The 14,353-nt window shown below is 48.3% G+C and carries 14 protein-coding genes and 1 pseudogene; 1 reads left to right on the top strand and 14 read right to left on the bottom strand.

Annotated features, from left to right (window positions below; translation table 11 throughout):
- Positions 1-15 precede the first annotated feature (15 nt).
- Entirely contained in the window at positions 16-864 is an 849-nt protein-coding gene (locus KAH19_RS06600) for a helix-turn-helix domain-containing protein (RefSeq protein ID WP_210683920.1), read from the top strand.
- Positions 865-1,112: 248 nt separating this feature from the next.
- On the opposite strand, the gene KAH19_RS06595 is transcribed toward KAH19_RS06600, so the two are convergent.
- The 14 genes and pseudogenes from KAH19_RS06595 to aroF (KAH19_RS06535) all read right to left on the bottom strand — a co-directional run bounded on the left by KAH19_RS06595 (position 1,113) and on the right by aroF (KAH19_RS06535) (position 14,193).
- On the bottom strand, positions 1,113-2,111 hold the full coding sequence (locus KAH19_RS06595; protein WP_246869319.1) for a YhcG family protein: 999 nt from the start codon (positions 2,109-2,111) through the stop codon (positions 1,113-1,115).
- An 89-nt stretch (positions 2,112-2,200) separates the two neighbouring features.
- Positions 2,201-2,299, bottom strand: a pseudogene (locus KAH19_RS11080) (cell filamentation protein Fic); the annotation flags it as partial.
- Between the two features lie 171 nt (positions 2,300-2,470).
- Complete coding sequence (locus KAH19_RS06590; protein ID WP_210683918.1) at positions 2,471-2,911, bottom strand: C-GCAxxG-C-C family protein; 441 nt, start codon at positions 2,909-2,911, stop codon at positions 2,471-2,473.
- 35 nt (positions 2,912-2,946) lie between these two features.
- Positions 2,947-4,644, bottom strand: a complete 1,698-nt coding sequence (locus KAH19_RS06585) for an FAD-dependent oxidoreductase (protein WP_210683917.1) — start codon at positions 4,642-4,644, stop codon at positions 2,947-2,949.
- 156 nt (positions 4,645-4,800) lie between these two features.
- A complete protein-coding gene (gene aroQ, locus KAH19_RS06580) occupies positions 4,801-5,238 on the bottom strand; it encodes a type II 3-dehydroquinate dehydratase (RefSeq protein WP_009144674.1) in 438 nt (145 codons plus the stop codon).
- 2 nt (positions 5,239-5,240) lie between these two features.
- Complete coding sequence (locus tag KAH19_RS06575) at positions 5,241-5,741, bottom strand: shikimate kinase (protein WP_210683916.1); 501 nt, start codon at positions 5,739-5,741, stop codon at positions 5,241-5,243.
- Positions 5,738-6,553 (bottom strand): shikimate dehydrogenase, encoded by an 816-nt coding sequence (gene aroE / locus KAH19_RS06570; RefSeq protein ID WP_210683915.1) that lies wholly within the window; start codon positions 6,551-6,553, stop codon positions 5,738-5,740. Before aroE ends, KAH19_RS06575 begins: the two co-directional genes overlap by 4 nt.
- 4 nt (positions 6,554-6,557) lie before the next feature.
- Complete coding sequence (gene pheA, locus KAH19_RS06565) at positions 6,558-7,676, bottom strand: prephenate dehydratase (protein WP_210683914.1); 1,119 nt, start codon at positions 7,674-7,676, stop codon at positions 6,558-6,560.
- A 1-nt stretch (position 7,677) separates the two neighbouring features.
- Positions 7,678-8,772, bottom strand: a complete 1,095-nt coding sequence (gene aroC / locus KAH19_RS06560; RefSeq protein WP_210683913.1) for a chorismate synthase — start codon at positions 8,770-8,772, stop codon at positions 7,678-7,680.
- Positions 8,769-10,070, bottom strand: a complete 1,302-nt coding sequence (aroA, locus tag KAH19_RS06555) for a 3-phosphoshikimate 1-carboxyvinyltransferase (protein ID WP_210683912.1) — start codon at positions 10,068-10,070, stop codon at positions 8,769-8,771. Before aroA ends, aroC begins: the two co-directional genes overlap by 4 nt.
- Before the next feature lie 6 nt (positions 10,071-10,076).
- On the bottom strand, positions 10,077-11,141 hold the full coding sequence (aroB, locus tag KAH19_RS06550; RefSeq protein ID WP_210683911.1) for a 3-dehydroquinate synthase: 1,065 nt from the start codon (positions 11,139-11,141) through the stop codon (positions 10,077-10,079).
- Positions 11,141-12,025, bottom strand: coding sequence for a prephenate dehydrogenase (locus KAH19_RS06545; RefSeq protein WP_210683910.1), 885 nt, complete (start codon positions 12,023-12,025; stop codon positions 11,141-11,143). Before KAH19_RS06545 ends, aroB begins: the two co-directional genes overlap by 1 nt.
- Before the next feature lie 30 nt (positions 12,026-12,055).
- Positions 12,056-13,069: a 3-deoxy-7-phosphoheptulonate synthase gene (aroF, locus tag KAH19_RS06540; RefSeq protein WP_009144666.1), complete on the bottom strand. Its 1,014-nt coding sequence runs from the start codon at positions 13,067-13,069 to the stop codon at positions 12,056-12,058.
- Positions 13,070-13,179: 110 nt separating this feature from the next.
- Positions 13,180-14,193, bottom strand: a complete 1,014-nt coding sequence (gene aroF / locus KAH19_RS06535) for a 3-deoxy-7-phosphoheptulonate synthase (protein WP_210683909.1) — start codon at positions 14,191-14,193, stop codon at positions 13,180-13,182.
- Between the last annotated feature and the right edge of the window lie 160 nt (positions 14,194-14,353).

Here is a 14,353-nt window from a genome sequence, read left to right as displayed (position 1 = left end):
AGGGAGGACATCGCTATGCAGGCAAAGCTCACCATTCATGAACGGCTCAAAGACCTGCGCGTGGAGCGCGGTCTGACGCTGGAACAGCTATCTGCGGAAACAAGTATTTCAAAGTCCGCGCTGGGAAAATACGAAGCCGACGATTTTAAGGACATCAGCCCGTTCAGCATGGTGGAGCTGGCAAAGTTCTACGGCGTGTCCACCGATTACCTGCTGGGGCGGACAGAACAAAAAAATCACCCAAACACAGAGCTGGACGCTCTGCATTTGGGTGATGATGCAATCGAAGTATTGAGAACGGGCAAATTCAACCACCGGCTACTTTCGGAGCTGATCTGCCATAAGGATTTCCTGCGTTTCATGCTGGACGCCGAGATTTACGTTGACCGGATCGCGGATATGCGCATCAATGATATGAACGCCGTGCTGGAAGCTGTTCGGCAGATGGCGCTGATGAAAAACGGCGGCGAGGAAAATGATCTGCACCTGCGGACGCTGGAAGTCGCACAGATCAGAGAGGACGAGTATTTCGGAAGCTTGATTGCAGATGATCTGAAAGGTATCCCCCGTGACATTCGGAATGAACATCGTCCCGACACCATGACTGCGGATGAAACATCCCTTGTCGCAACCGTACAGGGTCAGTTGCAGGATGCGATGAACTTTGAGGGCAGTTCTGAGGAAAAGCAAGTCCGTGCGCTCATGGCAACAATCGGGCTTGATTATGACACACTTACGAAGGAAGAGTTTGTCTCAATCATCAGCGGACTTAAAAAGTCCAAGTACTTGAAAAGCCCCATCAGCCAGCGCGGAAAGGCAAGACCGCAGTTGCAGCACGGGAAAGGCAAAAAGAAACGCAGATAAAAATGGAGAGGACATATCCGGCACCGTGGATATGTCCTCTCCATTTTATTCAGAATGTGTAATTTGGGATTGTCACATCAAAGCTCTTTCGCAAATGGTGTAATTGTGGTGTAGTAAGCGCCATCTGAGCGATGAAAGCCATTGATATAGCAGGCTTTTTCGAGGCTTCTTAGGATAATGCCATGGCAGATAAAGAGAATTTTATGCATGGGTTTGTCCTTTCTAAAACTTAAGAATTAATTAGAGCCTTATTTAATCCGTTTCTGAATATCTTCAACAGATGGCAGTTGCTTTTCCAGATTATCCGGCAGGCTACTGGTTATTTTGTATTCGCTTACACCAATCGGCTTTGAAATATCCTTGAGTGAATATTCTGCAACCACATTGTTTTTGCTTTTACACAGAAGCAAACCAATGGACGGATTATCCTGCTCTTTTTTCAAAATGCCGTCCACGGCTGACAGATAAAAGTTTAGCTGACCAGCATATTCCGGCTTGAAATCACCGGTTTTCAATTCGATAACTACATAACAGCGAAGATTCAGGTTATAGAACAACAAATCAATGTAAAAATCATCGCCGCCTACGTTCAGGTGATACTGGTTTCCCAGAAAAGCAAACCCTGTTCCAAGCTCCAGAAGGAGCTTTGTGACATCCCTAACAAGTGCCTGCTCAATATCCCGTTCGAGCATATCCTCCCGGAAAGGAATAAAATCAAATACATATGGGTCTTTCATTGTCTGCACCGCAAGTTCACTTTGCGGAGACGGTAAGCGGTGATTAAAATTTGTAACTTTATCTGCCAGAACCTGCCGCTGATACAAACCGCTTTCGATTTGATGAATCAAAACATTGTGAGACCATCCATTTTCAGCAGTTTTTTCAATGTACCATATACGCTGTTGAGGGTCTTTGACTTTTTCCAAAATTGCAATATTATGGGACCACGGAATTTGTGCAGACACTGTCTGCACAAATTCCCGATCTGGATAGATCTCAGCAAATTTTGCCATGTATTTTAGATTACGAACAGAATATCCCTTACTTTCTGGAAAAGCAATCCTAATATCAGTGGCAAGATTGTCAATAAACTTGTTGCCCCATGATTTATGTTCATTAATCACACAACCTATATCATGATAAAGGAGCAACATATCTGCATTCGCATGAACTGCTGCACGGTACTGTGCAGCCCTAATTTCGCTCTTGATATTTTCGATAATGGAGAGATACTCAGTTGTATTCATTAGCACACTCATCGCCTCGCTTTCACATAATTCTTATCATTATTTTCTATATATAAGATGCTTTAATACTCAATCCTGAAATAATCAAGTTATTCCTTATATCTATCCTGCGCAGCAAGGCAGGTATCCGTCAGATAAGCGTTTTCTTTGCCCCACTCCTGCAAAAAAATTTTCAACAAATTTCTAATATCAGTATAGCATGTTGACGGCAAAAACTTCAATTAATTTATTCTTGCTGTGTAATCATTTTTGCCCTTGAAAATTTCTTTTTATTTTTTTATTATATTTACGCATTCTCACTCCTAGAAAAATACAAAGGAACTGCCACTTACGCGACAGTCCCTTTTAGCTTATCATTATTACTTCAGCAGTTCCTTTTCTTCCAGATACACAGCCAGCAGCTGCGCTACCTTATTCACCAGCTTCAGGCAATTTTTCAAATGCTCACGCGTATTAAACTCGTAAGGCATCAAATCACCGCAGGCACAGGAGCCGAATTCCTTGGCAAAGCGCTCATGAAATTCCAGCGTTAACGGATAAATTTCTGCCAACGGCTTCTCGCTCGGCTGATTGCGGCCTGCAAGCGTACTGATGACCATCACACAGCCTGCCATCGCACCGCACAAATCGCGCGCATGGCCAATGCCGCCGCCAAAGCCGGAGCACAGACGGAAAGCGTTATCATCAATATTCACGCCTGCCTCCTTGCGAAAGGTTTGCACAATCGCTTCGCAGCAGTTATAGCCGCTCTTAAAATTATTGCCTGCTGCCATGCCCATTTTTTCGCTAAATTCACTCATGCTTTTCTCCTCCTTGCATAACAATGTTAAAATACTTACTTTTTGTTGTTATCGCTTTCCGTTGCATACGGCCAACCGCTCATGCCTCCCTCCAGGCTGTAAACATCACTGAAGCCGCGGGCGCGCAGGATAACCTCTGCTTCGTAGCCGCGCAAATCAATCTGACAGGCTGTAACTATTTTCTGCTCTTTATCCATCTTGCTGATATCCGCTGTCCGCAAGGTATCAAGCGGCAGATTTACTCTCGACGGAATGTCGGCAATACGCTTAGCTGCTACCTCTGCCGGCGTGCGTACATCAACGAATAAATAATCCTCCTGCATGCGGTTCTTTTCAAAGTCTACAGGATTAATGCTGCGCAGCTGTCCGTCAAGTTTATTTTGCAGGACATTGGCTGCCGTTGCGATATTCTCAATCGGCGTATTAAACGGCGGAGCATAAGCCAGATCAAATCCGGACAAATCCTCCAGCGTTGCACCTAAAGAAATTGCCGCTGCCAATGTATCAATGCGCTTCGCTACGCTCGCTCCGACAGCCTGCGCCCCCAATACGCGTCCGCTGCTCTTTTCCGCCAACAGCTTCAGCACAATACGTCCTACTCCCGGCATATAACCCAAACGATCGAAGCCTGGTACAACTACGCTTGCAAAATCAATACCGGCCTGCCGCGCAGTCCGCTCGTTCAAACCGGTTGCCCCAGCTTCCTGCGCAAAGAAGCGACAAGCGGCAGTTCCCAGGACACCGGGATATTGCTTCCGCGCTCCGCAGATATTATCCGCAATTACGCGACCATGCTTGTTGGCGGTAGAACCCATAGGCACAAATACCTTGGCTCCGCTGACACGATGAGTATTTTCCGCACAGTCACCTCCGGCATAAATTGCATCATCGCTTGTCTGCAGGTATTCGTTAACCGCAATACAGCCGCTCGGACCTATAACAAGACCGGCCTCGCGCGCCAGCTCCACGTTCGGACGCACGCCGACGGCAACGATAACCAACTGTGCCGGGATTACGCGTTTATCTGTCTGCACTCCGCTAACTTTACCGTTTTCTACGGTAAAGGCACCCGCTCTTTCCTCCAGATAAATATCGAGCAGAGGATTTTTCGTATCACGCAGCAACAGTGCTGCCATATCCTCATCAAGCAACTGCGGCAGCAGTCTGTCCTGCTGTTCCAGAACGCTGGTATGCAAACCGCGGCGCACAAAAGCTTCTGCCAGCTCCAGACCGATAAAGCCTGCGCCGATGATAACTACATCCTTAACGCCGCCTTCGGTAATTTCCTTATCTACTGCTTCAACATCCCATGGGAACCAGAAGCTGTGAATGCCTGCGGCATCAGCATTAGGCAAGGGAAGCTTCACCGGCGTACTGCCGGTTGCCAACACCAGCACGTCATAAGACAGCTGTTTCGGCTCTCCATTTTCCATATAATGCACGCATTTTTGCACTCTGTCTATTTTTTGCACATTACAGCCACAGCGGGCATCAATGCCCTTCACGGCCGCAAAATAATCACTGTCGCGCAAGGCTCCCTGCGGTGTATGGTCAAAGCTGTCCATGCTCTTAACCTCACCGCTGATAAAATACGGAAAGCCGCATGCGCCATAGCTCAGTTGCGGTCCGCGTTCCAGCACGATAATCTCTGCTTCAGCATCCAGCCTGCGCAAGCGCGCCGCCGTTTTCATACCGGCGGCCACCCCACCGACGATTACTACACGTTTACCCATAATGTCACCTCCAAGAACGAATTCAACGTTGTCTTACTATTATGAAAATTTAATTGTCAAAACCGCTTCTGTCAGCAAATACTACTCTATAATCATTATAACAAAACAGCCTCCGAAAGCAAAGCTTCAGAGACTGTTTACCAAAATTATTATATACTATTTTGCTTCATACACACTCAAAGCTTCCATTGCCAAAGCATAGCCTGCAAAGCCCAGGCCGCAAATCTGTCCGACGCAGCCTGCCACCGTTACAGAATGATGTCGGAACTCCTCACGCTGATGGATGTTGCTGATATGCACCTCAATCGCAGGAATATTTACTGCCTTCAATGCGTCCAAAATTGCTACGCTGTAATGCGTAAATGCCGCCGGATTGATAACAATGCCGTCAAAATGACCGTAAGCATTCTGAATAGCGGTAACTATATCGCCCTCATAATTGCTCTGCAGCAGCTCCACCTCTACGCCAAGGCGGTCAGCCGCCGAGCGAATGTAAGCACACAGGCTGTCATAATCATCACGGCCATAGATATTTTTTTCACGGATACCCAGCATATTAATGTTAGGACCATTTAAAACTAAAATTTTACGCATCTTTATCCCTCCAGCTTAGCGGCAATATTCAGCAGTTCGCGCAGCACGCGACCGAAATCACCGTTATTGTCAATCGTATAATCCGCATATTGGCGGTACAGCGCAATACGCTCGTTATATAAAGTATAAAGCTTCTGCTTATCGGCAGCAAGCAACGGACGCGCATCCCCGGCAATACATCCGATGATGTTTTCCGGCTTGCGGTCGATAAAAACCACAACACCGCCGCGCTTCAGCAGCTCCATGTTTTCCGCACGCTTTACGGCACCTCCGCCTGTTGCGATAACAGCTCCGTCACATTCCGCCAGATACGCCAGCGTGCGCGTTTCTGCTGCGCGGAATGCATCTTCGCTTTCCGCGAAGAAAGCCTTTATCGTGCGCTGCTCGCGCTCTTCGAGGACAGAGTCTGCATCATAAAACGGCAGCTGCAAGCGCTTCGCCATGCGCTTGCCAAAGGTGCTTTTGCCGCAGCCCGGCATACCAATCAGCACAATGTTTTTCATATATTCTGCTCCAAATCCTGCATGATTTTGACGATGAGCTCACTGTCATATTTTTCGCCCTGCCAGATTTCCTGGGCAGCCACAGCCTGCGCCACAAGCATAAACAAGCCGTTGACAATCTGCATCTTCGCCTCGGCAGCCTGCTTCAAGAACAAAGTCTGCTTAGGATTATAAATTAAATCGACGGCTGCGTCAAAATTGCTGATTTCCTCAGGCGTAACCGGTGCAGCATTAACCTTGGGATACATGCCCACAGGCGTGCAGTTGACAATCACATCACCTGTCAAAGCTGCCAGGCCGTCATAATCAATAAACTTGCACTTAGGCGCAATTTTAAGGAAATCCTTATCAACATGCGCAACGTCACGCGTAACAAGATACAGCTTGCCGACACGCTTATCAACCATATATTTGACAACCGCACGCGCAGCGCCGCCGGTGCCCAGCACCGCAACGCGCTTAGCTCGTACATCAATATTATTGTATTCCAGCATTCTACCAAAGCCAAAGTAATCGGTGTTATAGCCTTCAGCACCGTTTTCGTCGAACTTAATCGTATTTACAGCGCCGATAGCCTTAGCCTCGCGCGTAATGCTGTCCAAAAAAGGCATAACGTGCAATTTATGCGGAATGGTAACATTGCTGCCTGCATAGTTGGCACGCAGCTCCTCCATGCGCTTAGGCAAGTCCTCCTGCGGCGTTTCCAGCAGCGTATAATCACCCTCGATACCTGTATACTTAAAAAACAGCTTGTGAATCTGCGGTGAAAGGCTGTGTCCCAGCTTACCGCCCAAAAGTCCGTAATGCTTCATCTGTTTATTCCTTTCGTTCATAAGCACGATAGTTGCCAAGAACCTTGCAATAGGTGCTCTTAGATTTTATTTCTTCCATCACATCGATAACCAGCGGATCTGCCAGATTACCGGTGACATCGATGTAGAAAAAGTATTCCCACGTTTTGCCGACAATCGGACGCGATTCAAGATTCAGCATATTCAGGCCCATATGGTAGAAGCTGGCGAGCATCTTATACAGCGAGCCTGTTTCGTGCTTCACGGCAACAATCAGCGTAATCTTATTTGCGTTCGCTACGATTTCCGGTTTTTTGGCAATAATAACAAAGCGGGTATAATTATTGCTGTTGCTGTTAATCGCCGGCGCAATAATCTTTAAATTATAAAGCTCTGCTGCCTGCTTACCGGCAATAGCACCCAAGCTTACATCCTGCTTTTCGGCAACCTCCTCCGCACTCTTAGATGTACTGAAATAAGGAACCTGCTCTATATCCGGATAGTCATGAAAGAAATCAGCGCACTGCTTCAAGCCCTGCGGATGCGAATACACTGTTTTAATCGTGCCAAGCGATGCACCCTCACAGCCTAACAGGTTTTGCTCAATCTTTACGCATTGCTCACCCACAATGCTGCAGTCATACTGACGCAGCAAATCATATACCTCGGTAATACCGCCTGTCGAAGAATTTTCAATCGGCAGCACGGCGTAATCCATCGTACCCTCGCTGATACTGGAAATCACTTCTTCGAAAGTCTGGAAATGATGACGGTTATATTGACGTCCGTGAAAATATTCCTCCAACGCCTGATGTGTAAAGGAGCCGGCAGGACCGAAGCAGGCCACCTCAAAGATTTTGTCATTTGCTTCAGCCAGAGCAGTTTCTTCCAGCAGACAAGCCTGGTCGATAATACCACGCATAATGTTTTTCACAGCAACGGAATAATCCTTATTCTCCAAAAAGCCTGCTACCTTTTCGATAACCTTGGCTTCACGGTTTTTGTCCTTAACCGGCAGTCCCTTGGATTTTTTATAGGCAGCCACCTGCATAACTAACTGCAGACGGCTTTCCAGTACGTCTGCCAGCTGCTGGTCAACCTTGTCTATTTCTTGGCGAATTTTTTCTAAATCAAGCTCCTGCATCTTATTTCTCCCATTTCTTCGCTTCTAAAAGTAAATCCCACAGCGTCCATGCAACCACCGATTCGATAACAGGCACAGCGCGCTGCACAATACAGGGGTCATGTCTGCCTACGATAGCAAGCGTTGTATCAGCCTGCTCCTTAAGGCTCACCGTCTGCTGCTCGCGTGCAATCGAAGGTGTCGGCTTAATGGCCACGCGCACTACCAAAGGCATGCCATTGGTAATACCACCGGTAACGCCACCGTTGTGGTTTGTCAATGTCTGCACCTTGCCGTCAACGTAATGCAAAGCGTCATTCGCTTCGGCACCCGTCATACCGGCAAAGCCAAAGCCGTCGCCAAACTCTATGCCTTTAACCGCAGGCACGGAAAACAGCGCATGGCTCAGCATGCTTTCCACGGAATCAAAATACGGCGCGCCGATACCTGCAGGCAAATGCAGTGCGATGGCTTCAATTACACCGCCCACGCTGTTAAGCTCACTCTTAGCCTGTAAAATGCGCTCCTGCATTTTTTCGCCGACAGCATCATCCATAACCGCAAACTTTTTCGCATGCAGCTCTGCCAATTCTGCATCACTTACGCCCATTGGATTGAAGCGCTCTTCTTTGATATCGTTAATCTGCAGAATATGCGAACCGACAACAATGCCGTATTGCGCCAACGCCTGCTTGGCCACAGCACCGGCAAAAACGAGCGGTGCCGTCAGTCGACCGGAAAAATGGCCGCCGCCGCGATAATCATTAAAGCCCTGATAACGTACATGGCCTGCGTAATCTGCATGACCGGGACGCATTTTATCGGCGAGAATGCTGTAATCCTTGGAATGCTGGTCGCTGTTGACTATACGCGCGCACAGCGGCGTACCTGTCGTAAAGCCATTGAAGAAGCCGCTTTGGATTTCTACCGTATCGCTTTCCTTGCGCGCGGTGCTCAAGGCATTCTGTCCGGGAGCACGACGCACCATTTCCGCAGCAATCTCTGCTTCATCAAGCGCCAGTCCCGGCGGCAGTCCGTCCAGCACTACGCCGATGGACTTGCCGTGCGATTCGCCGTATATCGCCATTTTTATATTCATGCCAAAAATTCCGCTCATGCCAGCACCTCAATTTTTCCGCCTACGCTCTTGTAATCCTCCCAGAAGTCAGGATAGGATTTACTTACACTGCCTGCGCCGGTTAATGTAATCGGTTCTGCGCAGCATTGTGCAGCAATTGCCAGGCTCATAGCAATACGATGATCGTTCCAGGCATCTACCTCTACGCCGCCTTGCAAGCCTTCCGGCTTGCCGGTAATTGTCAGGCCCTCCGGTTCTTCCGTAATTTCTGCGCCCATTTTATTTAATTCACTCGTCATAGCCGCCAATCTGTCGCATTCCTTGATACGCAGGCGTCCTGCATTGATAATCTTCGTTGTTCCCTCGCTAACTGCCGCCAGCACGGTAAGCACAGGAATAATATCAGGACAGTTCGAGGCATCTATCACCGTTGCCTGCGTTGCACCACTGTTTACGGTTACGCTGTCGGAAGCTTTTGTAATATCCGCACCCATGCGCTGCATAATTTCTACCACAGCCTTATCGCCCTGTAGCGAAGTAAAATCTACACCGCTTGCGGTAATGCCTGCGCCCAAAGCACCGCCGACAGTCCAAAAGGCTGCCTGCGACCAGTCGCCCTCAACCTTGCTGTCCTGCGCTTTGAAATGCTGCTTGCCAGGTACAAGATAATGACGGTGTGCGCCATCTACATTTTCTACTTTAACACCGTACTTCGCCAGGCAGTTCAGTGTCATATCTACATAAGAAGCAGATTCCAGCGACGAAGTAATGATAATTTCGGAATCGCCCTTTAATAACGGCAATGCAAAAAGCAGACCGCTGACAAACTGACTGCTGACATCTCCCGGCAGCTCAAATTTACCAGGCATCAGGTGACCGTTGACTGTCAAAGGCAGATTGCCGTTATCATTAAAATATTGCACAAACTGCTTATCCAGAATATCGTAATATGCCTGCAAAGGACGCGATACCAGCTTGCCGTGACCGATAAAGGTCAGAGGACAGCCAAGATTTGCTCCCAACGGAATGAAAAAGCGCAAGGTCGAACCGGATTCACCGCAGTCAACATTATCTGCCGCCGCAATCGGATGACCTGTGCCCGTAATCTGCAAAGCCTTACGTCCCTCTAGCATGCTGGGAATTTCGTCAACGCTCACGTTCATAGCACGCAAAACGCGCATCGTTGCTTCAATATCCTTGGACATGCTGATATTATCGACAATGCTGGTGCCGCCTGCCAAACCTGCACAAATGATTTCTCTGTGTCCCATGCTTTTTGATGACGGCACCTGCACCGTTCCTGCCAATTTTGCAGGATAAATTTTTACCTTTTCCATTTAGCCTCACCCCAAATACTTCGGCACTTCCTGCCAATCTACTTTCTGCAGTACGCCCTCGCCTATCTGCTGCAAAATAATGAGGGTAATGCTGTTGCCGTTCTTTTTCTTATCTCTTGCCATTGTATCAAGCAGCTGCGCTTTTTCTACGCCCGCAGTCAACGGCAAATTGTACTTTTCAAGCACGCTCTTAATACGCTCGGCGCTGCCTTTGGCTGTCATTCCCAGCTCTTCGGTGCGCTTAGTCAGCTGATACATACCAATCGCCACGCCCTCGCCGTGCGTGAAGCAGCTGTAGCCGAAATGCTGCTCCACCGCATGTCCCAAGGTATGACCGAAATTCAGCAGCATACGCAGGCCTGTATCAAATTCATCCTGCTCGACAATGCGCGCTTTGATAGCACAGCAGGTAGCAACCACACTGTCAATATCTGCCAAAAGCTCTGCATCATCAGCATAGCCTGCGATTTTTTCAAACAGCGCCGCATCCTTAATGCAGCCGTATTTAATCGCTTCTGCCAGACCATCGTGTAAAAAGCGTGTAGAAAGCGTTGCCAGTAAATCTGTGTCGATAAAGACAGCCTTGGGCTGATAAAAGGCACCGGCAAGATTTTTTCCGGCCTTCAAATCTACGGCAACCTTACCGCCTACGCTGCTGTCAATCTGCGCCAGCAGTGAAGTCGGTATCTGCACAAAGGCAATGCCACGCATAAAGCTGGCAGCGGCAAAACCACCCAAATCACCGACAACACCGCCGCCAAGCGTCAGCACAACGTCGGTGCGCGTGAGTCCTGCTGCAGCAAGCTGCTCCAGTACATCGCTGAGCACCTGCATATTCTTGCTCTGCTCACCGGCTTCAATTACCACCTTATGCACAACAAGGCCAGCCTCTTCGAGGCTAGCCTGTAGTTTTTCCGCATATAACGGTGCAACATTTGTATCGCTGATAATTGCAGCCTTGCGCGCCTTCGGCAGCAACGCTGCAACCTTAGAGCCGACCTGCGGCAGCAGGCCGGCGGCTATTTCAATATCGTAGGCATGAGCGCCTAATGCAACATGAATTTTCTTCATTAAAAAAGCTCCCTTCTCCGTGCTCCCGCCTTGCGCATCAGCTCCTTAAGCTTTTCGCCGTCGTCACCGCGCAGAGCGTCGCGCCACAGCGCCAACTGCTCCATATATTTGTCTATTTCATCCGCAACCTTTTCCCTGTTGGCAAGGAACAGATTGCACCATAATTCAGGATTGATATCTGCTACACGAGTGCCATCTCGGAAGCTGCCGGCAACGAAGTACTTAGTCTTATCATCAAAGGAAGCGCTGTCCATGAGCGCTACCGCAGTAACATGCGGCAAATTACTGGTATAGGCAATAGTTGCATCATGCTGCGCCGGTGTTACCTGCACCGTATGCTTGCAGCCAAGAGCCAGAGCAAATTGCTCCAGCCAGCTGATAGCAGCCTGTGTGTTATGCTTTTCCGGCACGATGATGTAATTTGCATTCTGAAAGATATGCGCATCGCTCATGCCCAAGCCGCTGCCCTGACGTCCGGCCATCGGATGGCCGGAAATAAATTCCATGCCACCCTTTAAAAGTGCCTGCCCTCTGCTGATCATATCGTTTTTAATGCCTGCAACATCAGTCAGCAAAACGTTTTCGTTAAAGAAATCAACGTTTGCAGCTATAAAGCCCACGATTGCTTCCGGATAAATAGCGCAGATGATTACGTTGGCCTCCTTAAGCCGGTTATCAGGCTCAGTCATGCCAATATCAACCAAGCCCTGCTGCTTTGCCTCCTGCAGTGTTGCTGCATCACGCTCTATACCGATAATCTGCTTAACGCCCAGCTTACGCAATGCTTTGGCATAGGAGCCGCCAATCAGCCCCAGGCCAACGATAGCAAAGCTGAGCTTCTGCCACCTTGTACTTCTATTTTCGCCACCAAAATCAGCTTCCAAAAAAATCACTCCTAATCTACCATACTACTATTATAACTCTCTGCCGACAATGTTCGCAATGCCTCTGAGGTCGCCCATCAGCTTAGCAAAACGGTCAGGCTTCAAGGATTGTGCGCCATCGCACCATGCTGCTTCCGGATCGTTATGTACTTCAATCAAAAGGCCGTCTGCGCCGACTGCAACTGCTGCTTTAGCCAAAGGTTCTACCATCCACCACATGCCTGCTGCATGGCTTGGGTCAACTACTACCGGCAGATGACTGAGTCTTTTTACTGCAGGAATAGCGCTTACATCAAGTGTATTGCGGGTGTAGGTTTCAAAGGTGCGGATACCGCGTTCGCAAAGGATAACGTTTTCGTTGCCCTCGCTCATAATGTATTCCGCTGCCATCAGCCATTCCTCAATCGTTGCTGCCAGACCGCGCTTCAACAGAATAGGCTTATTGGTTTTGCCCAATTCCTTCAGCAGATCAAAGTTCTGCATATTGCGGGCACCGACCTGAATCAGATCAACATCTTCAACAAAGCGTTCCACCATGTAAGGTGACATGATTTCCGTAACAATCGGCAGACCGGTTGCTGCTCTGGCATTTTTCAGGAAATCCAGACCTTTTTCCTTTAAGCCCTGGAAGGAGTATGGGGAAGTACGAGGCTTGAAGGCACCGCCGCGCATCAGCGTAGCGCCTGCAGCCTTAACATCCTTGGCAATTTCCGTAACCTGCTCCTGAGTTTCTACGGAACAGGGACCTGCGATAACCTGCAGCTTTTTGCCGCCGAATTTTCTGCCTGCAACATCAATAATGCTGTCCTCAGGATGGAACATGCGGTTGGCACGTTTGAAAGGCTCCTGCACACGCATTACCTTTTCTACACCCTCAACAACACGCAAAAGGTTGATATCCAAAGCGCTGGTATCACCAACTACACCAAAAAGTGAAGCATTTACGCCATCACTGGCATGAATCTGAAAGCCCTTGCTTTCTAATTGGTTTTTCAGCTTAGTTTTTTCCTCAACAGTTGCATTTTGTTTGAATACGATAATCATGATAAAATCTCTCCTTTAATCTAATCTGCTATGCTACAATACTACTCCCAGATCAGGAGTTATTACAAACCCTTACGCTTTTTTATATTGCTAAGGGATAATGCCTTGACTTACATATCTCTGCCGACAATTCTGGCAATGCCCTTCAACTCGCCCATCAGTCTGGCGAAGCGTTCAGGTCTTAAGGACTGTGCGCCGTCACAAAGTGCTGCTTCCGGATTGTTGTGGACTTCAATCAAAAGTCCGTCAGCACCGACTGCTACAGCAGCCTTCGCCAAAGGCTCTACCATCCACCACAGTCCTGCTGCATGGCTCGGATCAACTACTACCGGCAGATGGCTGAGCTTTTTCACAGCGGGAATTGCGCTTACATCCAGTGTGTTGCGCGTATATGTTTCGAAGGTGCGGATACCGCGTTCGCAAAGGATAACGTTTTCGTTGCCCTCGCTCATGATATATTCCGCTGCCATCAGCCATTCCTCAATCGTTGCCGCCAGACCACGCTTTAACAAAATCGGCTTATTGGTTTTGCCTAATTCCTTCAGCAGTTCAAAGTTCTGCATGTTGCGAGCGCCAACCTGAATCAAATCTACATCTTCTACAAAGCGCTCAATCATATACGGTGACATGATTTCTGTTACAATCGGCAGGCCTGTTTCTTTTTTGGCACCTTTTAAATATTCCAGGCCAACCTCCTTCAAGCCTTGGAAGGAATAAGGCGATGTGCGGGGCTTAAAAGCGCCGCCGCGAAGCATTGATGCTCCACCAAGCTTGATGGATTTGGCAATGTCCGTAACCTGCTCCTGTGTTTCTACGGAGCACGGACCTGCGATAACCTGAATCTTACGTCCGCCGATTTCAACACCGCCTACATTAATTACGGAATCCTGCGGATGGAACATGCGATTGGCTCGCTTGAACGGCTCCTGCACACGCATTACCTTGTCTACCGCATCATCAATACGCAGCATATTGATATCAAGTGTACTCGTGTCACCGATGATACCGAAGATGGTCATGTTGACACCGTTGATTTCGTTAATTTGGAAGCCCTTGCTTTCCAAATTGCTGCGCATCTTCGCTTTATTTTCCTCCGGAGCTCCCGGCTTGAATACTATTACCATAAATTGTCTCCCCTTCGTTCTGACACTCTTGTCATTAAATTTACCATACTGCTATAAGCTACCATGCTACAAAAAAAGCAGGCTCCCGTAAAAGAGCCTGCTGTAAAAGCTAAATCTTAATTGCAAGCACTGCGCTCGCAAATACTATTTATAGTCTCCA

This window comes from Phascolarctobacterium sp. Marseille-Q4147, from assembly GCF_017968825.1.
Lineage (GTDB): Bacteria > Bacillota > Negativicutes > Acidaminococcales > Acidaminococcaceae > Phascolarctobacterium_A.
This window is presented reverse-complemented; position numbering and strand designations above follow the sequence as displayed.

What these genes read in the sequence shown, in the direction of transcription:
- KAH19_RS06600 (WP_210683920.1), top strand. Translation starts at nt 16, where the DNA reads ATGCAGGCAAAGCTCACCATTCATGAACGGCTCAAAGACCTGCGCGTG.
- KAH19_RS06595 (WP_246869319.1), bottom strand. Translation starts at nt 2,111, where the DNA reads ATGAATACAACTGAGTATCTCTCCATTATCGAAAATATCAAGAGCGAA.
- KAH19_RS06590 (WP_210683918.1), bottom strand. Translation starts at nt 2,911, where the DNA reads ATGAGTGAATTTAGCGAAAAAATGGGCATGGCAGCAGGCAATAATTTT.
- KAH19_RS06585 (WP_210683917.1), bottom strand. Translation starts at nt 4,644, where the DNA reads ATGGGTAAACGTGTAGTAATCGTCGGTGGGGTGGCCGCCGGTATGAAA.
- aroQ (WP_009144674.1), bottom strand. Translation starts at nt 5,238, where the DNA reads ATGCGTAAAATTTTAGTTTTAAATGGTCCTAACATTAATATGCTGGGT.
- KAH19_RS06575 (WP_210683916.1), bottom strand. Translation starts at nt 5,741, where the DNA reads ATGAAAAACATTGTGCTGATTGGTATGCCGGGCTGCGGCAAAAGCACC.
- aroE (WP_210683915.1), bottom strand. Translation starts at nt 6,553, where the DNA reads ATGAAGCATTACGGACTTTTGGGCGGTAAGCTGGGACACAGCCTTTCA.
- pheA (WP_210683914.1), bottom strand. Translation starts at nt 7,676, where the DNA reads ATGCAGGAGCTTGATTTAGAAAAAATTCGCCAAGAAATAGACAAGGTT.
- aroC (WP_210683913.1), bottom strand. Translation starts at nt 8,772, where the DNA reads ATGAGCGGAATTTTTGGCATGAATATAAAAATGGCGATATACGGCGAA.
- aroA (WP_210683912.1), bottom strand. Translation starts at nt 10,070, where the DNA reads ATGGAAAAGGTAAAAATTTATCCTGCAAAATTGGCAGGAACGGTGCAG.
- aroB (WP_210683911.1), bottom strand. Translation starts at nt 11,141, where the DNA reads ATGAAGAAAATTCATGTTGCATTAGGCGCTCATGCCTACGATATTGAA.
- aroF (WP_009144666.1), bottom strand. Translation starts at nt 13,069, where the DNA reads ATGATTATCGTATTCAAACAAAATGCAACTGTTGAGGAAAAAACTAAG.
- aroF (WP_210683909.1), bottom strand. Translation starts at nt 14,193, where the DNA reads ATGGTAATAGTATTCAAGCCGGGAGCTCCGGAGGAAAATAAAGCGAAG.